This is a genomic window from Gardnerella sp. DNF01204, assembly GCF_049244145.1.
Classification (GTDB): Bacteria; Actinomycetota; Actinomycetes; order Actinomycetales; family Bifidobacteriaceae; genus Bifidobacterium; species Bifidobacterium vaginale.
This window is the reverse complement of sequence record NZ_CP058379.1, coordinates 334144-356112: the sequence shown is the minus strand read 5'-3', so window position 1 is coordinate 356112 and position 21969 is coordinate 334144. Positions and strand designations below refer to the sequence as shown.

The window sequence follows — 21969 nt, the reverse complement described above, 5'->3', positions numbered from 1 at the left end:
CAAAACTAAAAAGCAAAAGGCATATAAGAGGATATTATGGAAAACATGAGTAACACAACAAACTTTGAGCCAAAAAACATAATTGTAACTGGCGGATGCGGCTTTATTGGGTCTAATTTTGTGCACTACGTAGTGAACAATCACCCAGAAACGCACGTAACGGTACTAGACGCGTTAACGTACGCCGGAAATATTGAAAACATTGCAGGATTGCCAGAAGATAGAGTTGACTTTGTTCACGGCAATATTTGCGATGCAGAGCTTTTAGATAAGCTTGTTCCAGGGCACGACGCTATTGTGCACTACGCTGCAGAATCTCATAACGACAACAGCATTGCAAACCCAGAACCATTTCTTAAAACCAATGTTGAAGGCACTTTTAGACTACTCGAAGCAGTTAGAAAATACGGGATTCGATACCACCACATCTCTACCGATGAAGTGTACGGAGATTTGGCATTAGACGACCCAGCTAAATTTACAGAAGAGACGCCATACCACCCATCCAGCCCATACAGCTCCACAAAAGCGGCAAGCGATATGTTGGTACGCGCATGGACTCGCACATACGGTTTGCACACAACAATCAGCAATTGCTCAAACAACTATGGACCATATCAGCATGTTGAAAAGTTTATTCCGCGCCAAATCACAAATATTTTAGAAGGCATTAAGCCAAAGTTGTATGGTCAAGGCTTAAACGTTCGAGATTGGATTCACACAGAAGACCACAGCAGTGCTGTTTGGACAATCCTCACAAAGGGAGAGCTTGGAAACACGTACTTGATTGGCGCAAATGGCGAGAAAAACAATATAACAGTTTTGCGCATGATTCTTGAAATGATGGGCAAAGATGCAGACGACTTTGACCTTGTAAAAGATCGCCCAGGCCACGACCGCCGCTACGCAATCGACAGCACAAAGCTACAAACGCAGCTTGGATGGAAGCCAAAGCACACAGACTTTACAACAGGCTTAGAGCAAACAATCAAATGGTACACGGAAAATCGAGCATGGTGGGAAGGCTCTAAAAGCGCAACCGAAGCAAAGTACAAAGCTCAAGGGCAGTGAATCGCCTAAAAGTCAAGTCTGCTTGTATACAAATTGTATGCAAATCTAGCCAAAAATAGTCATAAATCTAATCAAAAATAAAGAATTTGTAGGATGCTATGGAATTTGAAAAAGAACTAAGCGTTACAAAAACCAATATTCCAGGTTTAATCGTGTTTGATCTTCCAGTACACGGAGATAACCGCGGATGGTTCAAAGAAAACTGGCAGCGCGCAAAAATGACGGCTCTAGGTCTCCCCGACTTTGGACCCGTACAAAACAACATTTCGTTCAACGAAAAACGCGGAGTAACCAGAGGCATCCACGCAGAGCCATGGGATAAATACATAAGCATTGCTACTGGCGAAGTATTTGGCGCATGGGTGGATTTAAGACCAGGGCAGAGCTTCGGTCAAGTGTACACAACCACACTAAACCCTAGCAAAGCAATCTACGTTCCTAGAGGCGTAGGAAACAGCTTCCAAGCTTTGCAAGATGGCACGGCATACACTTACTTAGTAAACGCACATTGGTCACTAGAGCAAAAGAAAACATACACTTTTGTAAACCTTGCAGACCCAGATTTACACATTAATTGGCCAATACCTTTAGAAGAATCCGAGCGAAGCGAAGCTGACTTACACCACCCAATGCTAAAAAACGCAAAGCCAATGGCATCAAAACGCACTCTTGTAACTGGATGCAACGGTCAACTTGGTCGCGCAATACAAAATTATGCTCAAGAGCATGATTTAGAAGGATTTGAGTACGTAGACTTAGATAGCTTCGATATAGCAAATAAAGACGATTACAGCCGCTACGACTGGGATTTGTACGGAACGATTATTAACACAGCAGCATACACGTCTGTAGATGGCGCGCAAACGCCACAAGGGCGAAGAGCCGCGTGGAATAGCAACGTTAAAGGAGTGGCAAATCTTGCAAAAATAGCGCAAGAACACCACATTACTCTTGTGCACATCTCAAGCGACTATGTTTTCGACGGCACTCAAGAAAATCACAAAGAAAACGAAGACTTTGCACCACTAGGCGTGTACGGCGAAACAAAAGCTGCAGCAGATTCTCTAGTAGCAAACGTTCCACAGCATTATATTATTCGCTCAAGCTGGATTGTCGGAGAAGGACGAAACTTTGTAACGCGCATGATTGACTTTGCAAACCGTTTAAAAAATGGCGAATCTGTTAGTGTTCAAGCGCCAATAGATCAAACTGGCAGACTCACTTTTGCAAGCGACTTAGTAAAAGGCATGTTCCATCTTCTAAACACTCAAGCACAATACGGAACATACAATCTTACAGGTTCAGGAAAAATCGCGTCTTGGCACGATATTGCTCAAAAAGTGTTTACACAACTTAATGTAGACACAAGCAAAATCGAAGCAAATCGCGTAGACGATTACACGCGCATATCTAATGGCTCTCCTAGACCACACAAGTGCGCACTTGACTTGCAAAAAATCGAGTCCGTTGGATTTACGCCATGCGATTGGGAAGATTTGCTTGAGTCTTACGTAAATAGAATTGAACAAAACAACAAGTAAAGGATGTTTCAAAGATGAAAGGCATTATTCTTGCTGGCGGTTCTGGCACACGCCTATACCCACTTACTACAGTAACGTCTAAGCAGCTTTTGCCAGTTTACGATAAGCCAATGGTGTATTACCCTCTTAGCGTGCTTATGATGGCTGGAATCCGAGATATTCTTGTGATTTCTACTCCTCAAGACTTGCCGAATTTTGAAAGGCTACTTGGAAGCGGAGAACAATTTGGAATCAACTTATCTTACAAAGTTCAGCCATCGCCAGACGGTCTTGCTCAAGCATTTATACTCGGAGAAGAGTTTATAAACGGCGATTCTTGCGCGCTCGTGCTTGGAGACAATATATTCTACGGAAATGGCCTGGGAGCTATTTTAAAGCACGCTGCACGCGTAGAACACGGTGCTACAGTATTCGGCTACTACGTAGACGACCCAGAAAGATACGGCGTTGTGGAATTTGATGAAAATCACAAAGCCGTTAGCATAGTAGAAAAACCAGAACACCCAGCATCGAACTATGCTGTTACAGGATTATACTTCTACGATTCCAGAGTTACAGAGTTTGCAAAACAAGTTAAGCCGAGCGCACGCGGCGAGCTTGAGATTACGGACCTTAACAAAATGTACTTAGAAAATGGCTCACTAAACGTTATGACTCTTGGTCGCGGATACGCGTGGCTAGACACTGGCACAATGGACTCGCTTTACGAAGCTGGCGAATTTGTGCGCACAATAGAGCGAGCGCAAGGGCTGCCAATCGCAGTTCTTGAGGAGATTGCGTACGAAAACCAGTGGATTAGTCGCGAGCGTTTGCTTGAGTCGGCAGAAAAATATGGTAAAAGCAATTATGGCAAGCATTTAAAGCAGGTTGCTGAAAATCGCATTATCATATCTAAAGATTTGTTCACAGATTAAAAATCGCAAATCCAATTTTACAAATCAGATAGTTTACTTCTGGTTTGCTTAGTTTATTTACTTAGTTTGCCCAAGGAACATAGCTTTTAACTCTGGCAAAAGCGCTCGTAACGCACTGCCCCTGTGTGAAATGGCGTTCTTCTCTTCTTGACTAAGCTGAGCACTTGTCAAATCCTGCATTTGAATGCCATTTCTAACAGGCTGATTATCTGGTACAAAAAGCGGATCGTAACCAAAACCATTCTCTCCGCGTGGAACTCTAATCAGTCTACCAACCATTTCTCCAACGCGAACAGTTTCAAAACCATTTGTTTTCCACATACTGTTTTCAAGTTCTGTTTCACCACAACCCTTAGGAATAGCTAAAGCTGCAGCACAGCGGAATCGTGCTGTTCTACACTGATCTGGAATGTCTTCAAGCTGTTTAAGCAAAAGCTCATTATTCGCCTTATCATCTCCATGAACACCGCTCCAACGCGCAGACAATATTCCTGGAGCAGCTCCGAGAACATCTACAATCAAACCTGAATCATCTGCTATTGCAGGCAAACCAGTTCTTAAAGAAACATCTCTAGCTTTGATTAACGCATTTTGCTCAAAAGTCACGCCTGTTTCTACTGGATCTGGAAGCCCCAAAGAGCCAGCAGTAACAAGCTCAATATGCTCCGACATTTCCACAAACTCTTCGTTAAGAATCCGCTTAATTTCAACGAGTTTACCCTCATTATGCGTTGCCACAACAAGTTTCACGCTCGCCACTCCTTAGTAATTTATCGAATAAACAGATATAGATATAAACTTTATTTAATTTTGACTTAAAGCAGCGCGCTGAGCAGCCTGAAGCTCACGATTACCTTTAGCTGCCAAATCAAGCAAAACATTAAGCTCATCGCGATTAAACGGGCGATGTTCCGCAGTGCCTTGAATCTCAATAAAATTGCCAGAACCAGTCATAGCAACATTCATATCTGTCATTGCTTGACTATCTTCTACATACGGCAAATCAAGCATTGGAGTGCCATTAATCACGCCTACAGAAACAGCAGAAACAGAGTCTTTAAGAACGTTTTTAGCACTACGAATATGCTTGTGCTTTTCTGCCCAATTTAGCGCATCTACAAGAGCAACATATGCGCCCGTAATCGAAGCTGTACGCGTGCCGCCATCTGCTTGAAGAACATCGCAATCAATTTGAATCAAACACTCACCCATTGCCTTCATATCTATAACACCTCTAAGGCAGCGACCAATAAGGCGACTAATCTCGTGCGTGCGGCCGCCGATTTTGCCCTTAATAGACTCGCGATCAGTGCGCTCGGCAGTGGCTCTTGGAAGCATTGAGTATTCGGCTGTAACCCAACCTAAACCAGTGTCTCGTCTCCAACGCGGAACTCCAATAGTAAAAGTGGCAGTGCACATAACGCGCGTGTTACCACACTCGATTAAAACGGAGCCTTCTGGCACGTTTGTAAAATTGCGCGTGATTTTTACTGGTCGCAACTCGTCTACATCTCTGCCATCAAAGCGAATAGGTTTTACAGATTCCAACATATCCTTAATTTGAGCCATAATTCAACAATCTAGCACGCGGCATTAACTAGCATGCAGCATTAATCTTGAGCAAAATCGCAATGCAAAAACTGTAGACTTTTGCATCAAATTTGCTCACTAAGCGCAAGCCACTCTTCTTCTAACGCGCTCGACTCACTTTGATTCGCCTGTAACTTCTCGTTAAGCTCTTGCAAGCCAACAAAATCGCTAGGATTATGGCTAGCCATTTTTTGCTCAATCTCGCTTTTTTCTTCCTCAAGCTTTTCTAGTTTTCGCTCTATTGCTGAAACTCTTCTAGTAGCATCGTAGTAAGCTTTTCCGCTTAATTTTGCTTCATATTTTTGATTGGATTTTTCCGCAGAATCCGCATCTGACGAATCGCCAGCAACCGCCCTAGAACTCGCCTCAAAATCTGCCTTAGATTCTTGCATATTTGCGCGCTCATAGTCTTCCATAATCTTTAAATACTCGTCAACTCCGCCTGGAAGATGGCGAATCTTGCCGTCAATCAATGCAAATTGCTGATCAGTCACTCGCTCAAGCAAGTATCTGTCGTGAGATACAACAATCAAAGTGCCTGGCCATGTGTCTAGTAAATCTTCCATAACTGCAAGCATGTCGGTGTCTAGATCGTTTCCAGGCTCGTCCATTATCAACACATTTGGCTCGTTTAGAAGAATCAAAAGCAATTGCATGCGGCGTTTCTGGCCGCCTGAAAGATCTGCAATTGGTGTCATAAGCTGCTCTGGCTTAAAACCAAGCCTCTCCATAAGTTGACCAGGAGTCACTTCTTTGCCGTCGATTATGTAACTTGGCTTATATCTACTCAAAACCTCTTTGACTTTATATTTTCCAAGCTTTTCCAGCTCTTCTAATCGTTGAGAAAGCACAGCAAATTTTACAGTTTTACCAATGTTTACGTGCCCTTTAGTTGGACGCAAAGAGCCGTCGATTATGCTTAAAAGTGTTGATTTTCCAGCGCCATTAGCTCCTACTATGCCGAATCGGTCTCCAGGTCCTATTAGCCACGTTTGATTGTCTAAAATCATGCGGCCGCTAATCGTTTTTTGTAATGCTGCACACGTTTCTTTTAATGACGATTCTTCTTGCGATAGTTGCGATTCTTGCGACTGTGCGGCTGCTTGCGATTCGTCTACAGAAATCGTAACGCTACCATCATGTGTAGGCTGGGAAAATGGCGATTTTACAATATCTGCATCGGCTCCAGCAGGATTTGACGAATCATCAAAAATTTGCGTAACATCAATCAAATCAACAACTTGCTTACCAAGACGTGAAGTTGCCATTCTTTTTAGCTCAAGAGTATCTCGCATAGGTGGAACATCTGCTATAAGCTCACGAGCCTGCTTAACATGAAACTTTTGCTTGGTAGAACGCGCACGAGCACCCCTAGAAAGCCACGCAAGCTCTTTACGAGCCAGATTACGCCTGCGCTCCTCGCGAACATCCGCCTGGCGTTCGCGCTCAACGCGCTGCATCATGTACGCGCTGTATCCGCCTTCAAATGGGTCAATCACACCATCGTGAACTTCCCACATAGAAGAGCAAACTTCGTCTAAAAACCATCGATCGTGCGTAACTAGTAAAAGAGCACCCTCGCCGTCTTGCCACCTGTGCAAAAGATGCTCTGCGAGCCAATGAATTGTAAGCACGTCAAGATGATTCGTAGGCTCATCCAAAGCCAAAATATCCCAATCATGCAACAGCAACCTAGCCAAATCCGCGCGCCTACGCTGACCTCCAGAAAGCGTACCAACTTTAGCTTCAAGATTGATTCCGCCCAAAAGAGCCTCAACAATTTCGCGAGACTTTGAATCAGCAGCCCATTCATAATCCTGGCGATTCTCCAATGCGGCTTGGCGAACCGTAGCATTATCGTCTAGCGGATCTCGCTGGCTTAAAATGCCAAATGTCAATCCGCTTCTACGCGTAACTCTGCCAGAATCTGGGTCCATACTACCCTCAAGAAGCTTAAGAAGCGTGGATTTTCCGTCTCCGTTTTTTCCAACAATTCCTATACGGTCTCCCTCAAAAACGCCTTGAGTCACATTTCTAAAAATAGTTTTTGTTGCAAATTCAAGCGATACGCGTTCTAGTCCCAAATCATAAGTAGGCATAACTCACAAATATAGCTGTGCTACTATACTACGCGCGGTAAAGCGCTTAGACCGCGCGAACGACAGGACCTGCCCGAGATTGTACGTGATTTAGATCAAATTTGGTACAAACTCGGGAAAACAACTCCGCATTTTGTAGCTCAACACACCAAAATCAACAACAAAAAGCGGAAAGTCGCATAATATTGAATGTCGTATAATATTGAGTTATGGGTTATGTATCTGAAAATTCTTTACACAATGTTGTGAACAAAGCTGCAACAGACTTATTTACTTTTAGCTACAAGCACATTATTAAGCCGCACTTAGTGTTTAACATTCCACCAGACGAAGCTCACGATCGCATGATCACTTTCTGCAAGACGAGTGAACGCATACCAGGATTAATGTGGATGCTCAGAGAAATGTTAGACTACACGGATCCAATTTTAGAAACGCGAGTTATGGGAGTGGATTTTGCGAATCCATTTGGCTTAAGCGCGGGACTCGATAAAAACTGCGACTTATGCACAGTTCTAGACAACGCTGGCTTTGGTTTTGAAACAGTTGGCTCCACAACTGCCCGCCCATGCGAAGGAAACGCTAAACCTTGGTATCATAGGCTTCCGCAATATGATTCTCTTCTTGTTCATGCGGGTCTTGCTAACGATGGCAGCGAGTTTGTGATTCCTAGAGTGGAAAAAGCGTGGACTAATGCTAAAAGCATGCGCGTTTCTGTGAGCATTGCGCGCACCAATGATAATCTTGTTGGTGACTTAGACGAAGGTATTGAAGATTATCGCATATCTATGGAGCGAGCAAGTGGCAAAAGCTCCATGATTGAGGTTAACATTTCTTGTCCAAACACTATGGCTGGCGAGCCTTTTAGCGAGCCAGAAGCTTTAGATAAGCTTTTTAATGTTTTAGATAAAGTTGATCGTCCTCAGCCAACTCTTGTAAAAATGCCTTTGAATCTAAAAGGCGGATGGCCTCAATTTAAGTCTTTGTTAGACGTTTTAAGCGCACATAAGGTTGATGGCGTGAGCATTGCAAATCTGCGAAAGAACCGCGAAGGATTGAATATTCCAGCAGATTGGAAGGGTGGAATTTCTGGTGCGCCTACATTCGCCGCGAGTAATGATCTTATTAAAAATACTCGTAAAGAGTTTGGCAACAGGTTTGCTATTGCTGGAATAGGTGGCGTATTTACTGCAAAACAAGCTTATGAAAAGATTAGAAGTGGAGCTGACCTAGTGATGTTCGTTTCTTCTCTTATGTATAGAGGTCCTCAACAAATAACTGTTCTAAAGCGCGGACTTGCTGATTTACTCAGAAAAGATGGGTTTGAAACAGTTAAAGATGCAGTTTCAGCTGATGTAGATTAAAAAAAAACCAGAATAGATAACAATAAATTACAATAAATCAGCTGGTATCGAAGTATTCGCACAATACCTCAATGCCAGCTGATTTTTTAATAATATTTTCAACTAACCAGATGAAGCTTAATTATCGTCAGAAGATGCGTCTCCTGTTCTATCCGTATTACCGTACGTAGAACCAGAAGATGTACTCGTTCTTCCATCGCCAGTAACCGACGATCCACCAGTCGCAGGATCTGTCGAAGCCGCACCCTGATTTGCCTGAGCCTGAGCCTGATCTTGAGCCGCCTGTCTACGAGCATCCTCATCGCGCTTACGCTGTTGCTCTGCAGAATCTTCCTGACGCATTTGCGGAGTTAATGACGGCATCTTTCCACCAGCCATATACTTTGAATCTGGCTTACCATATTCGTTGTCGATAGGAACGTTTGCCGCTTTTAGATAATCGTCCATAAACTTTTTCCAAGCTGGAGTTGCAATGTAAACACCGTACCAAGCGCTTCGATAAACACCATTAATTCTCATGTTGTTGAAGCTCTTTTGCACTTCAGCGTTTCCAATTGCAACAAAAGCACTAATCTTATTTGGCACGAATCCTGCAGTAGTCATGTAATACTGTTCGTTAGTACCAGTTTTCGCAAAAGTTTTACGACCACCAGCTAATTGAGCAGCATGCGCAACACCACTAGGTTGAGCAACACCCTGATTTATAGCATAGGCTACAGTTTGAGCAATTTTTTTCGGTATAGCCTGATGACAATTAGCGCTTGGTACTCGCAAACGTCTACCGTTTTTATCAATAACACGCTTGATTGCAATAGGGTCACATTGAACACCATTAGCACCCAATGTTGCGTAAATATTTGCCATTGTTAGTGGAGAAGCCTGAACTGCACCAATCACCATAGGAGGATTTAGAGAATTCTTAGAAAATACGTCTTCCTGGCCTATTGGAGAATTGTGATATCCAAGTGTTTTCGCAGCCTCTGCCACTGCACACAGCTTAAGCTGAGCACCCATAGCAGCCTGAATTGTGTTGTGAGAATGCACCAAACCCATTAACGGTGTTTCTGGATTAACAGTTCCACCATCTGAATTTCTCACAGACCAACGCCCTATACCTTTATATCTTGCGCACGAAAATTCAGTATTGTTATAGAACGTGTTTGTTCGTACAGGCTGATTAATTGATTTTCCAGCAAGCATCCATGCAACAAGATTGATTGGCTTCCAAGTAGAACCAATCTGCCAGCCTAAGCCACCACCGTCTTGTTCATCTACAGCGTAGTTAATAGCTGTGTGAGTAGGGTCAGACCTCGCCGCATCGGTCGCATCATAAATACGATTGCTTCCAAAACCAAGAACTTCACCAGTACCAGGCTTTATAGCAGCTATAGAGACTTCAAAACCACTAGGATCATTAACAGGGATAGTGGCCCTAGCTGTATTCATGGCGGTTGTGTTAGCTGTTATATCCATTGTAGTGTAAATATCCAAGCCACCTTCATTAAGCAGCTTCTGCCTTGCTACAGTTGTTTTGCCAAATTCTCTAGAATTCAAGATTTTCTTAGTAACATAATCACAGAAGAATGCTGCATCTCCAGCAGCCTGGCAACCGACGTTAGCAACTTCATGCTGAATATTAAGAGTGCTTTTAATTGGTGTTGTAACCGCATCATCATGTTCTTTTTGACTTATAAAGTTTTGTCGAAGCATTAAATCAAGAACTATATTTCTTTGCTTCTGCGATTCAGGCTGATTTTCTTCAATAGAAGGATCGTACCTAGAAGGATTCTTTGTGATTGATGCAATAGTCGCAGCTTGAACAAGATTAAGATTGGCTGCAGTGGTATTAAAATAGCGTTTTGCAGCAGTTTCTACACCGTAAAGATTATTACTACCAAACTGTGCAACGTTTAAATATCCCTGTAAAATCTCTAGCTTAGAGTATTTTTTCTCCATTTGTATTGCGATTAACATTTCTCGCAATTTTCTAGCAACAGTACTTTCTGCAGCATGATATTCCGAAATAGGATCATTGTCTTCTCTAGCTTTGATCATAAGAACATTCTTAACGTATTGCTGTGTTAAAGACGATCCACCTTGCATATCAGACTTTTTAATAAACGTTTGCACAAACGCACGCATAACGCCTTGCACATCAACGCCTGAATGTTCAAAGAACCTACGATCCTCACGCGCAACCATTGCCTGCTGCATGTATTGCGATATGCGTCTTAATGGCACAACAGTGCGATTTTGAGCATAAAATGTTGCTATAACTGTTTTGCCATCAGAAGCGTATAAACGCGACTTTTGAGGTAAAGCCGTAACGTCAAAATCAATGCCATCAACTCTAAGAGAAGGCACAACAGACTTGACCACGCTGTTTACGCTCATCACTCCTGGCACAAATAAAATACTTGATACTACACCACCTGCAACACACAATGTGATGTACGTAAGGAACAGTGCTAACACGCGACGAGTTGTGAGGGATTTCTTCTTAGGCATGCGAACTATTCTAGAGGTTTGCCTCTACGTTGCGGCACGCAAAAATCGCGATTTATCTTTCTGCTCTGCGAATCAACATTCCAGGTTGGTAAATAATAATTGACCTACCGTGCCTTTTAATCCAACCCCTCTGAGCAAAATCCATCAACGCTTTATTAACTGTTTCTCTAGAAGACCCAACAAGTTGAGCAAGTTCTTCTTGTGTTAAATCGTGAGGAACAAGCACACCTTCCCTAACAGGTTCTCCAAACCTAGAAGCAAGGTTTAAAAGCGTTTTAGCCAATCTAGCTGGAACGTCCATAAAAACAAGATCAGAAATATGTTCATTATTTGCTCTTAAACGTGCAGCTAAAACCTGAAGCATGTCTACAGCAACCCTAGGATGATGGCCAAGCCACTTAAAAAGAACTTCGTTTTCTAGCCATAATACGCGAGTTCTATCTGTAATTGCTATTGCAGAAGCTGTACGCGGACCGCCGAACGGGTCAAAAACAGGAATCTCTCCAAGAATCTCACCGTGCGTGTGGATACTAAGCAATTGCACACGATTATCCCTTGAATGACGTACAAGCTTAACCCGTCCACGCTCAAGCAGATACATGCGGCGATCAGTATCTCCTTCGTTAAAAATCGCCTGCCCCTTAGAAAAAACCGACTCATGCAAATGCTCGAGAAGCTCCCTCGCTTGATCGAGTGGCACTTGCTTAAATAACGCTGTATGCGTTAAAGGAAGGTCTTCCGTGTAGGGCTTATCTGGCTTAATTCTTACCACAATCAGCCTCCAATGTGTTTTAAAAATATTCTACGAAATACCCATGGCATCTAAACACCATGCGTTTTCATAGCAAACTTCCTCCCATTTTTTATACCTGCCAGAGCTTCCACCGTGACCGCCATCTGTTTCAATGCGCGCAATCGCGTCCGCGCCTGCAGCCTGCAAGCGAGCAAGCCACTTAAGAGGCTCCGTAACAAGAACGCGAGTGTCGTTAATCGAAGAAGTTATAAGAATCTTTGGAAACTCACCTGGCTCAACATGTTCAGGCACATTCTCGTAAGGCGTGTACGACTTTATATACGCGTAATCTTGCGCATTATGCAATGGGTCTCCCCATTCGTCCCACTCTGTAACAGTAAGCGGCAGCGAGTCGTCTAGCATAGACGTAAGCGCATCAACAAACGGAACATCAGCTTCGATTCCTGCATAGCATTGCGGAGCCATATTTGCTACAGCGCCCATAAGAAGACCGCCTGCAGAACCGCCATTTGCAACAGTCTGATTTGCCGAAGCATAACCCGCTTGTTGCAAAGCACGCGTAACATCCACAAAATCTTCAAACGTGTGTTTTTTGTTGCGACGCCTACCATTCTCATACCACGCACGACCCATTTCTCCGCCACCACGCACATGGACTTGCGCGAACAGCACTCCTCTATCCAGCATGCTTAGGCGCGCCACAGAAAAATACGGGTCGCTGCTTATTTCATAAGCTCCGTAAGCGGTGATGAACATTGCTTGTGATTTAGCTACAGTGTTTTTACGCCACACTAGGGATACGGGTACGCGCTCTCCATCTCGGACAGTAATCCACACTCGTTTTTCCGCGTAGTCGTTTTCGTTAAAATCGCCTAGAATTTTCCCGCGCTTAAGCAAAACGTCTTTGCCTGTAGTAGGATCTATTTCACGCAAAGACCCTAGTGTTGCATAACTTGAACAAGAATAACGCATTCTTGGAGCTTCGTAAGAAGGATTACCAGTTGCTCCAATAAGATAAACACGACTATTTTTAGCTTGCTCATTGGTTATTTTAGACAGTTCAATTCGAGCGGTGTTTTGGTTTTGATTTTTATTTTGGACAGATAAATTAGATAAATCAGACAAATTATCTTTTGCAACATTGGTTGGTTGCCACTCTTCCGCTGTTTCTTTTATAAAACCTTCTGCCCCAACCCTAATAAAACGCCAAGGTCGCCCAGCATTAAAATCTTCAACAGCATTGCTTTTAGGCATAACAGCAAGCTGAGGCAAGCCATTCGCGCGGAAAGAAAGAGCCACATAATTCTTATAAACGCTTAAACCATCGATGCTCAATCCGCAAGTTCCCTGTAAAATCTTAGGATTTTTGCTGTTATAATACGGTTCACTAACCGCTTTTTTGCTTGCCCCTGGTTCTAATGAATCTCCATTTTTGCAGCCGTAAGGTGATCCCTGAACCACACAATCGCCTTCGCCAATGTTAAATGGCATTGATTCCATAGATTGCTTTCGCAAATCTATAACGTCAATCTGAAAATTAGGATTTTTAAGATTGTGGCTTACAAACATGAGTGGAATATCTTTACCATCATCTCCAGCATTCTCAAAGCATGCGAAAGAAACATCGTATTCCACGTTTTTTATAGGCTTTAGAACCATTCTAAAGTCTGCTTCTGGAGTGCTTAATGGAAGCATTAATACGCGCGAAGTCGTTTTGGAGCTGCTGTTTATCATAATGCTGCGTTCGTCGAAACTTTCGTAAACGCTAACAAAAAATCGCGCATCCAATTCTTCAAAAACTTTTACATCATCCTCTACAGGAGTTCCAATTTTATGTCTAAACACTTGGTATGGTCGCCATGCGCTGTCTAAAGTCACATAAAAAACCCATCTTCCGTCTGGTGTTAAAAGAGCAGAAGATATGCCTTTTATACAATCTGGAAGAGTTATAAAACCATTGCTACTTTTGCAAAAATCACGAATATAAAAATCGAATCTTTCATCACCCTTAGTATCGACACCAAACAACATTCTCGTGCCGTCTAAACTAATATCCATTCCTCCGAGTTGGAAGAAATCTCCACCAAATTCCGATGCCTCTTTGTTGGCGTCAAAAATAACTTCTTCGCCGTCTGTTTCTCCAGGATTTGCGCGTTCATCTATAACTGGCGGATCCCAATCATTCTCGTTTTTAACAGGCATTCGGCATTGAATCCCGTACTGTTTACCTTCTACGGTACGCACATAATACCAATATCCGTCCATTCTTGTTGGAACAGACATATCCGTTTCTTGAATACGCGATTTCATCTCATTAAACAGTTGTTTACGTAAAGAATCTAACCTAGAAACGCGTTGTTCAGTGTACTTGTTTTGAGAATCAATATATTCACGAAGTCTTTTGCTCTCTTTGTCTTTCATCCAAGCATATTCATCTACAAACACATCATTGTGAAACTCACGAACATAATCAATTTTTGTAGCGGTCATAGGCTTACAACCAGCAGCCTTATTTAAAGAATCAAACTCACCGACTTTTAGCGAACTATCTTGCATTTATAACCTTTACAACACATAGAAAACATAAAAATTCTGCACAATTACACAATATCAACTACACAACATTAAACAGCATCCATAATAAATGGAATCATAATATCTTCCAAAGATTCACCATCTGGAGCTGCAAAAAATGGGACACCTTCAAAAGTTCCAGCAGCACCTTTAGCATTAACAAAATTACCATCACCAACGCTTGCAATTCTAGAAGACGCAAGAGTAACCCCAAAATCCTTAGACATTGCTCTCCTAAAATCGGTCATAGTTGAATTGACCTTAAGCTGTCTTATGCCTACCGCTAAAACTCGATTAGGGAATTTTTTTATAATACTCGCATAAGTAGCTGGATCCTTCTGACCATCATCACCAATAAGCACAAATCTCATACCTGGAAAATCATCCATAAGCTGCTGAGCAAACTCAAGCTTATGCTGAGGACCAGTCGGCACAAAAGTCTTAGGTCTAGGATCTAAATCTCTAAGAAGAAGCGGTCCAGATGGAAAACCTTCACGCGAAATGAAGTGTCGTATAGAAGCTTCCACATTCCAAGGAGAAGTTGAAAGATAGAAAAACGGGGCGTTAGGAACAAAATCACGAATCTTATTAAAGAAATGATTCATACCCTTAACAGCATGTCTGTGCTCTGGATTCATAATAAGAAGATTGTAAGCTGCTCTTAGCGGAGAAGGAGCCTGAGTGACCATAATAGTGTCATCAACGTCGGAAATTATTCCCAAAGTAGATTTTTCAGAAATAACAAACATGCTTGCATCAACAGGCTCACGATTATCTACTTTGTAAGACACTTTATGTTCACCAACATTAAGTGATCTTTCAGTAATCAAATCAAGATAACCAGAACAGTCTGAAACACAATATTCAGCACCACTGTTGAAACTAGCATCTGGCTTATCGTACACAGACGAATCACCAACTTGCGCAGATTCAACAGGAACACCATCAATGCTTAAAGAAACACGAATCCTAACAGCAGGAACAACAAGCATCGCATATATTCCGCGCTTCAAAACAGAATGATGACCAGCTTTAGGAGCAAGAACAGTACGGCAAATCAAACGAGCATAATTATCAGTTCCATAACCAATATAAGGCTCAACGCTTGGGAACCAACCCAAGCGACGCATAATTTTACCGCTTACGCGCATCCAAAATCCAACGCTTGACGTAACAAATTTTCTGGCAAATCGAATAAAAGGCGGCTTTTTATCTATACGCTCTTCGTCCGAAGGAGCATCAAAAAGCGTGGCTGTAACTCGCACTTGAATAGGCGTACTGCTTATTCTTCTAGCTACAGCTGGAGAATCACATTCTTGCTTGGCTTGTTCGCCGCCTTTTGCAGCGTTATTGTCATCCAATTTAGCCAAATTGTTACTCGCTTTTATTAATTTTATAACTTTTATAAATCCTATAACTCACTATTGCAATGAATTATTGACGAACTGGACCATCTGGCTGCTCGCCAACCACTTGTACGATTGTTCCACGCGGGCAATTGTCGTACACCCACTTAGAATCCTGCTCGTACATATTAATGCAGCCGTGAGAACCATGCTTTGCTGGGTATCCTTGTGCTATACCAACATCATTCCACCTTGCTGTATGGAATGAAATTCCACCGTTAAAGTAGCTAACCCAAGTAATTCCAGGCAAATAGTATCTAGAACCGTCTCTATTAAATCCTTGCATAGCTTGAACGTCATAACGTAAGTAAATGTGGAATGTTCCATTTGGCGTCTCGTAATATCCATTGGAGCCCGTGCAAACTGGCATTGTTCGTATTAATTGATCATCTTTGTAAACGCTTACTGTCTGCGTGGTTTTATCAACCACAATACGCATTTCAACAATCTTCTTTTCAACAGCAAACTTTACTACATTTGTTGGAACCGTAATCTTTGCGTCTGTACCCTTTTCGATAGTATCCACAACCTTGTTTGCTACATCCTTTGAATAGCGAACCTCTACGCCATTAACACCTTTAAGAGTGGTCATTATGAACTGACCCTTCTTACTATAAGTGTCTTCCTGATCTATTTTCTGCTGGTTCAGATTCTTAGCAAGCTCTTTTGAAAGCCAAGTATTTACTGCTTCCCTATCTACAGTAAATGAAATCTGCTTTCTCTGTTCATCAGCATTAACCTTAATCCAAGAAGCGATTGCAGATTTAGGTATCGTAAAATCTTTTGAATCGCCATTACTTAAAGTGATTTTCTTAGTAAGAATATTATTAAGCTGATCCACAGTTTTCTTAGCAACATCACGCTTAATCGGTGCTTCAATCCTACGAGACTCAATAGTAACTTTTACTGTTTTACCAGGATTTTCAAGCGATTTTTTAACAGCCTCACGAACAGGCAATGTTATTACTGTACGACCTGGAACACCATCTTCCACCACATAAGATTCAGAACCAGAATCGTATTTTGCCGTATAAGGCATTGCACGATCTTTATCGTTAACAAATTTCTTGATGATATACGCATCCATATCCATGTCGTTTCGAGTTGCTTGCAAAGCGACAGTCTTCTGAACCCAAGGCATAAGCATTGTAAACGCGTTATCATGCTTAGATCGCATTATATTTTTAACCGTTGCGCTCTTATCTACTTTGACGTACAAGTCTTCAAAATTCGCGTTGATTGTTTTACCACGATCATCTTTAATTTCTATTTTGGTGTTATCAACAGCATTATCTACATTTTTAGAAACCGCTGCCAACTGAGCGCCAACAATTTGACTACTTCCAGCAAAATGTACACCAGGGGCAACACGATTATGGAAATACGCTTGTGTGCCAAGAAAAGCGCAAACTAAGAGTATAACGAATATGACCAAAGAATATAAAAGAACCAGTGCAGACTTGTTCGACTTATGGCGGTTCTTTAAAACAGCAGTCTGATTTATATTGTTATTGTCAATATTGTAATTATCTACACTGTTTACGTCTATATTATTAGCAATATTATCAATATTTTCAGACTCAAAAGCGTCTGGATTATTATGTTCTAACTCGGACATACTCTTAAACCCCTGCTCGATTAATGGCACAAAAATCGCATGTGGCAAGTTTAGCACTTACTTAGCATATAACTCACATAAGGAATGTAAAACGTATAAATAGAAATAATAGAAATAAATAATAGAAATGCGAGCCAAAAATAAAAAATATGCTCAATACGTGATGAAAATGTGAAAAGTAATCAAATATTCGCAAATATTCTAAAAATAATCACCATATATTGAAGATATGTGCAAGAATAATAAATATGCCAGATATGCCAATTCAAGCGACAATTGCGTTAATGGTGATTGTTTTTGCGCTAGTACTTGCGCCATTCATCATTATGATAGTTACGCGTGCCTTGAAAAAGCATCATTTAGCAGAAAAACTCGCAGAGCGACACGGAGATAGTGTACATTACGCTTTCATACTAAACCCGTCTAAACCTCAAGCAGAACAATATAGACTTGACATTAAAGAATATTGCAAATCACACAATTTCACATACGAAATAATAGACACTCAATTAAATAAAGACGGGCGAGAATGCGCACTCGAAGCCTTAAAAAACGGCGCAAATGTTGTTGTGGCAGTTGGTGGAGATGGCACTGTTAGAACGGTTGCGAGCGCGGTTTCTGGCACGAACCACGCTATGGGAATAATTCCAATTGGCACAGGGAACTTATTTGCGCGCAACATGGGTATTCCAGTAGATGATGTTCAAGCTGCGCTAAGAGTTGCAACAAGCCACGGATCTAAAAAAGTTGACGTTGGGCGTGTTTTTATACTCGACAAGCCGTATGAAGACCATGGTCACGCATTTTTGATTATTGCAGGAATTGGCTTCGACGCTCTTATGATAGACGACACTAATCCAGCATTAAAAAAGAACATAAGTTGGTTAGCCTACTTTGTTGCAGGAGTTAAACACTTATTTGCGCCAAAATATCGAGGAGATGTGACTTTTATTAGAGAAAACGGTACAAATCACACAGCAAGAGGAATATCATTCCGCACACTTATGGCTGGTAATTGTGGACAAATACCAATGCTTTCTTTAATGCCAGAAGCCGTTTACGATGATGGCATATTAGACTTCGAAATTATTGACACATCTGGCGGATTAATTGGATGGGCTAACCTATTTGGAGACGTTGTACACCAAACCGTTACAGGAAAAGCAAAGCAAAGTCCGCTTTCTACAAACTCTAAAATCGACCAATCGCAAGGTGTTGAAGCAGAAGTCAAGATAGAACGACCTGCTCCTGTGCAAGTTGATGGAGATATTTTAGGCTACACAAAACACTTGCGTTTTAGCGTAGACAAACAGGCTTTATGCGTGCGCATACCAGAGAGTTTACAATCTTCTTTGACTCAAGATACCGCCGTTTAGTCTCCGATTTCAGCCGTTTAAGCGATATGCAATTGTTCAAGCATACAAGAGGGCTGGGTGATTCTTGGTCGAACAGTATAAGAGCGGCGCCGATACCAAATAATCCAATGAGTCACCACTACAAACAAACTTCAACCCAAAAAAACAAAATCAAAACCAAAACGGAACAACCGCAACAACAACCACACACAAAAGGCAGAGCGTTGTGAGACAAGAATTAGCCAGCCCTCTCATAGAAACAAATAGAAAAATACATTAGAAAATACCGTCGCCGTGGCAAAATAAAAAATTATGGTAGCAAAAAATGCGGGAATGCCCGCCACCCCAGAAGATCTAGTAGATGTCGACGCTTTGGTTGGCGCTTACTATGATGAAGTTCCAAATTCCAATATTCCAGAACAGCGCGTGATTTTCGGTACGTCCGGTCACCGTGGTTCTGCTTTAAAAACTTCGTTTAACGAAGCTCATATTGTGGCTATTACTCAAGCTATTGCTGAATATCGCAAGAAGGCTGGCGTAACTGGTCCTCTTTATATTGGTCGCGATACGCATGCTCTTTCTGAGCCTGCTCAAAAAACCGCTATCGAGGTTTTGGTTGCTAACGGAGTTCACGTTCGCGTGGATTCTCGCGGCGATTTCGTGCCAACTCCTGTTGTTTCTCAGGCTATTTTGACGCATAATCGCGCAGCAGACGGCACTCAACGCTTTAGCGGAGACGGCTTGGCAGATGGCATTGTCGTCACTCCTTCGCACAATCCTCCAACCGACGGAGGTTTTAAGTACGACCCTGTAACAGGCGGTCCTGCACCTGCAGAAGTGACTAACGCAATTGCAGCTCGCGCAAACGAATTGCTCGACAACTACAAGTCCGTTAAGCGCGTGCCTTTCGAGGAAGCAATCAAGTCTGATTTGGTTGAAGGCTTCGATTACCGCGAGCACTACGTTAGCGATTTGGCTAACGTAATCGATTTCGATGTGATTCGCTCTAGCGGCGTGCGTTTGGGAATTGACCCACTCGGCGGCGCAAGCGTAAACTACTGGCCACTTATGAACGAAAAGTACGGTTTAAACATTGGCGTTGTGCGTCCAGAAGTTGACCCAACTTGGCGATTCATGACTATTGACCACGATGGCAAGATTCGTATGGATCCAAGCTCCCCTTACGCAATGAAGGGCTTAGTTGATCAGCTTAACGCTGGCGCTTGGGATAAGTACGATTTGATTGGAGGCACTGATCCAGATGCCGATCGCCATGGTATCGTGTGCCCGAATTGGGGCGTTATGAACCCGAACCACTACATTGCAGTGTGCGTGGAGTACTTGTTCGGCGGCGCTCGTCCGGATTGGCCAAAGAATACTGCTATCGGCAAGACGCTTGTGTCTTCTTCCTTGATTGACCGCGTAGCTGCTTCGATTAACGCTAAGCTTGTGGAAGTTCCTGTTGGCTTCAAGTGGTTCGTTGACCCACTCTTTAGCGGCGAAGTTGCTTTCGGCGGTGAGGAAAGCTCTGGCATGAGCTTCTTGCGCAAAGACGGACGCGTGTGGACCACCGATAAGGATGGTTTGATTCCTGATTTGCTCGCTGCAGAAATTACTGCAAAGACTGGTAAGAACCCTGCTCAGCTTCACCAAGATCAGGTTGCTCGCTTTGGAGAAAGCTGGTACAAGCGCGTAGATACTCCAACAACTCTTGAACAGAAGCAGAAGTTTGCTGCTCTAAGTGGCAACGATGTTGAAGCAACTAAGCTCGCTGGCGAAGATATTACCGCAAAGCTTACGGAAGCTCCTGGAAACGGCGCAAAGATTGGCGGCTTGAAGGTTACGACCAAGAACAATTGGTTCGCTGCTCGCCCATCTGGTACCGAGAACATTTACAAGGTTTATGCTGAGTCCTTCGTTTCTCCAGAGGCACTTGACAAGGTGCTTGAGGAAGCTACTGCTGTAGTAGACAAGGCTTTAGCGTAACGTAATAATCTTTCGTAAGTAAAGAATCTACTAATTGCGCTGGTTGCAATCTGCAACCGGCGCATTTTTGAAAGGTTTTGTGATGATTGTTGTTTCTACCGATGGTTCAGCACTTGGAAATCCAAATGGATCAATGGGTTGGGCTTGGGCAGACCACACTGATGAAGCAGGAAGCACGCACGAGCATCAACATGCAGGAAACGCGGATGCAGGCGGAGCCACAAATGGCACGAATCAAATTGGTGAGTTATGCGCAGTACTAGAAGCGTTGAGAGCACACCCTGGAAGCGAGGATCTTACAATCGAAACTGATTCGCAATACGCTATAAACTGCTCAACCACGTGGATTCACGGGTGGAAGAAGAACGGTTGGAAGAACTCCAAAAAAGAGCCTGTAAAAAACGCAGATTTGATTCGCGCAATCGATTCGGAGATTACTAAACGCGAAGGCTCCGTTAAGTTCGTCTGGGTTAAGGGACACGCTGGAAACGCTGGAAACGAAAAAGTTGATGAGCTGGCTAGAACTTATGCTGAAGATTGCCGCAGCAGATTGAAGGATGGATACCTGCCACTAGAAGGATGGAAATCGTTGATTTCTTCTACATATGCAGACGGTGTTGATGTACCAGAAGACGCAAAAATGCTGTTAGACGGCAAGATTTCTAATGCAGAATATCACATAGGAAGATGCGTTGGTAAGGATATTAATCCTGATTTTAAAGGCGATTTTCATCGTGAAACAAAACGTGAAACATCCGATGATGATGCCATTAAATACGCCGATAACAGCGTTGCTAACGATTCAACTACGCGTAACAGTAATACACAGGATGAATCGAAAGCATCCGACGAGTCGCGTAAAAATAAACAATCTCAAAATAAATCAGAACAAAAATATCAAGTAGTGCCAGGATTATGTGTATCTGGAACATTACAATTCACACCTGCTCCAAATACGAGCCAAAGCTTTAATGGTCAACCACGATACGTATTAGGAAACATACAAGTAAGCGGATATGTTCAGCCAGACGGCACTCTTAAACTAGATCCAACCGAGTTTTATATTCAAACAAAAGCTGCAAACCAAACAGAATAAAATCTGAACGCAGACTAATATGTAGTATGTATGAAATAAGTGGCGGTTGGTAAAAACGCTATAAACGCGCTGTTATTTTAGCCACGCCAACAA

General features: G+C 42.6%; 15 protein-coding genes. 7 read left to right on the top strand and 8 right to left on the bottom strand.

Features of this window, described 5'->3' with window-relative positions:
• Nucleotides 1-36 precede the first annotated feature (36 nt).
• The 3 genes from rfbB (at nucleotide 37) to rfbA (ending at nucleotide 3526) form a co-directional block, all read left to right on the top strand.
• Nucleotides 37-1071: a dTDP-glucose 4,6-dehydratase gene (gene rfbB, locus HXT46_RS01340; RefSeq protein WP_174191000.1), complete on the top strand. Its 1035-nt coding sequence runs from the start codon at nucleotides 37-39 to the stop codon at nucleotides 1069-1071.
• Between the two features lie 98 nt (nucleotides 1072-1169).
• Nucleotides 1170-2612, top strand: a complete 1443-nt coding sequence (locus HXT46_RS01335) for a sugar nucleotide-binding protein (protein WP_174190999.1) — start codon at nucleotides 1170-1172, stop codon at nucleotides 2610-2612.
• A gap of 14 nt (nucleotides 2613-2626) precedes the next feature.
• Nucleotides 2627-3526 (top strand): glucose-1-phosphate thymidylyltransferase RfbA, encoded by a 900-nt coding sequence (rfbA, locus tag HXT46_RS01330; protein WP_004112125.1) that lies wholly within the window; start codon nucleotides 2627-2629, stop codon nucleotides 3524-3526.
• 57 nt (nucleotides 3527-3583) lie between these two features.
• Here rfbA and HXT46_RS01325 read toward each other — a convergent pair whose 3' ends face one another.
• The 3 genes from HXT46_RS01325 to HXT46_RS01315 all read right to left on the bottom strand — a co-directional run bounded on the left by HXT46_RS01325 (nucleotide 3584) and on the right by HXT46_RS01315 (nucleotide 7215).
• Nucleotides 3584-4276, bottom strand: a complete 693-nt coding sequence (locus tag HXT46_RS01325; protein ID WP_004116970.1) for a non-canonical purine NTP pyrophosphatase — start codon at nucleotides 4274-4276, stop codon at nucleotides 3584-3586.
• A gap of 54 nt (nucleotides 4277-4330) precedes the next feature.
• The gene (gene rph, locus HXT46_RS01320) at nucleotides 4331-5095 is read right to left on the bottom strand and encodes a ribonuclease PH (RefSeq protein WP_421786140.1); all 765 of its coding nucleotides are present in this window, start codon (nucleotides 5093-5095) and stop codon (nucleotides 4331-4333) included.
• 86 nt (nucleotides 5096-5181) lie between these two features.
• Nucleotides 5182-7215 (bottom strand): ABC-F family ATP-binding cassette domain-containing protein, encoded by a 2034-nt coding sequence (locus HXT46_RS01315; protein WP_421786138.1) that lies wholly within the window; start codon nucleotides 7213-7215, stop codon nucleotides 5182-5184.
• A gap of 209 nt (nucleotides 7216-7424) precedes the next feature.
• On the opposite strand from HXT46_RS01315, the gene HXT46_RS01310 reads away from it, so the two are divergent.
• Nucleotides 7425-8579, top strand: coding sequence for a quinone-dependent dihydroorotate dehydrogenase (locus tag HXT46_RS01310; RefSeq protein ID WP_421786136.1), 1155 nt, complete (start codon nucleotides 7425-7427; stop codon nucleotides 8577-8579).
• Between the two features lie 117 nt (nucleotides 8580-8696).
• On the opposite strand, the gene HXT46_RS01305 is transcribed toward HXT46_RS01310, so the two are convergent.
• The 5 genes from HXT46_RS01305 to HXT46_RS01285 all read right to left on the bottom strand — a co-directional run bounded on the left by HXT46_RS01305 (nucleotide 8697) and on the right by HXT46_RS01285 (nucleotide 17439).
• A complete protein-coding gene (locus HXT46_RS01305; protein WP_421780447.1) occupies nucleotides 8697-11087 on the bottom strand; it encodes a transglycosylase domain-containing protein in 2391 nt (796 codons plus the stop codon).
• Between the two features lie 52 nt (nucleotides 11088-11139).
• On the bottom strand, nucleotides 11140-11859 hold the full coding sequence (locus HXT46_RS01300; protein WP_004112109.1) for a Crp/Fnr family transcriptional regulator: 720 nt from the start codon (nucleotides 11857-11859) through the stop codon (nucleotides 11140-11142).
• A 30-nt stretch (nucleotides 11860-11889) separates the two neighbouring features.
• A complete protein-coding gene (locus tag HXT46_RS01295) occupies nucleotides 11890-14397 on the bottom strand; it encodes a S9 family peptidase (protein ID WP_410312921.1) in 2508 nt (835 codons plus the stop codon).
• 68 nt (nucleotides 14398-14465) lie between these two features.
• Entirely contained in the window at nucleotides 14466-15785 is a 1320-nt protein-coding gene (locus tag HXT46_RS01290) for an App1 family protein (RefSeq protein ID WP_285064539.1), read from the bottom strand.
• A gap of 64 nt (nucleotides 15786-15849) precedes the next feature.
• Nucleotides 15850-17439: a L,D-transpeptidase gene (locus HXT46_RS01285; RefSeq protein ID WP_410312920.1), complete on the bottom strand. Its 1590-nt coding sequence runs from the start codon at nucleotides 17437-17439 to the stop codon at nucleotides 15850-15852.
• 248 nt (nucleotides 17440-17687) lie between these two features.
• On the opposite strand from HXT46_RS01285, the gene HXT46_RS01280 reads away from it, so the two are divergent.
• The 3 genes from HXT46_RS01280 (at nucleotide 17688) to HXT46_RS01270 (ending at nucleotide 21876) form a co-directional block, all read left to right on the top strand.
• Nucleotides 17688-18815: a diacylglycerol/lipid kinase family protein gene (locus HXT46_RS01280; RefSeq protein WP_119675383.1), complete on the top strand. Its 1128-nt coding sequence runs from the start codon at nucleotides 17688-17690 to the stop codon at nucleotides 18813-18815.
• A gap of 291 nt (nucleotides 18816-19106) precedes the next feature.
• Nucleotides 19107-20780: a phosphoglucomutase (alpha-D-glucose-1,6-bisphosphate-dependent) gene (gene pgm / locus HXT46_RS01275; protein ID WP_174190537.1), complete on the top strand. Its 1674-nt coding sequence runs from the start codon at nucleotides 19107-19109 to the stop codon at nucleotides 20778-20780.
• A gap of 34 nt (nucleotides 20781-20814) precedes the next feature.
• A complete protein-coding gene (locus HXT46_RS01270; RefSeq protein ID WP_004112073.1) occupies nucleotides 20815-21876 on the top strand; it encodes a ribonuclease H family protein in 1062 nt (353 codons plus the stop codon).
• Nucleotides 21877-21969: the final 93 nt, after the last annotated feature.

Excerpts from the sequence above, each read along its gene's own strand:
- rph (WP_421786140.1), bottom strand. The coding sequence starts at position 5,095 with ATGGCTCAAATTAAGGATATGTTGGAATCTGTAAAACCTATTCGCTTT.
- rfbA (WP_004112125.1), top strand. The coding sequence starts at position 2,627 with ATGAAAGGCATTATTCTTGCTGGCGGTTCTGGCACACGCCTATACCCA.
- HXT46_RS01310 (WP_421786136.1), top strand. The coding sequence starts at position 7,425 with ATGGGTTATGTATCTGAAAATTCTTTACACAATGTTGTGAACAAAGCT.
- HXT46_RS01305 (WP_421780447.1), bottom strand. The coding sequence starts at position 11,087 with ATGCCTAAGAAGAAATCCCTCACAACTCGTCGCGTGTTAGCACTGTTC.
- HXT46_RS01335 (WP_174190999.1), top strand. The coding sequence starts at position 1,170 with ATGGAATTTGAAAAAGAACTAAGCGTTACAAAAACCAATATTCCAGGT.
- rfbB (WP_174191000.1), top strand. The coding sequence starts at position 37 with ATGGAAAACATGAGTAACACAACAAACTTTGAGCCAAAAAACATAATT.
- HXT46_RS01285 (WP_410312920.1), bottom strand. The coding sequence starts at position 17,439 with ATGTCCGAGTTAGAACATAATAATCCAGACGCTTTTGAGTCTGAAAAT.
- HXT46_RS01295 (WP_410312921.1), bottom strand. The coding sequence starts at position 14,397 with ATGCAAGATAGTTCGCTAAAAGTCGGTGAGTTTGATTCTTTAAATAAG.
- pgm (WP_174190537.1), top strand. The coding sequence starts at position 19,107 with ATGGTAGCAAAAAATGCGGGAATGCCCGCCACCCCAGAAGATCTAGTA.
- HXT46_RS01280 (WP_119675383.1), top strand. The coding sequence starts at position 17,688 with ATGCCAGATATGCCAATTCAAGCGACAATTGCGTTAATGGTGATTGTT.
- HXT46_RS01315 (WP_421786138.1), bottom strand. The coding sequence starts at position 7,215 with ATGCCTACTTATGATTTGGGACTAGAACGCGTATCGCTTGAATTTGCA.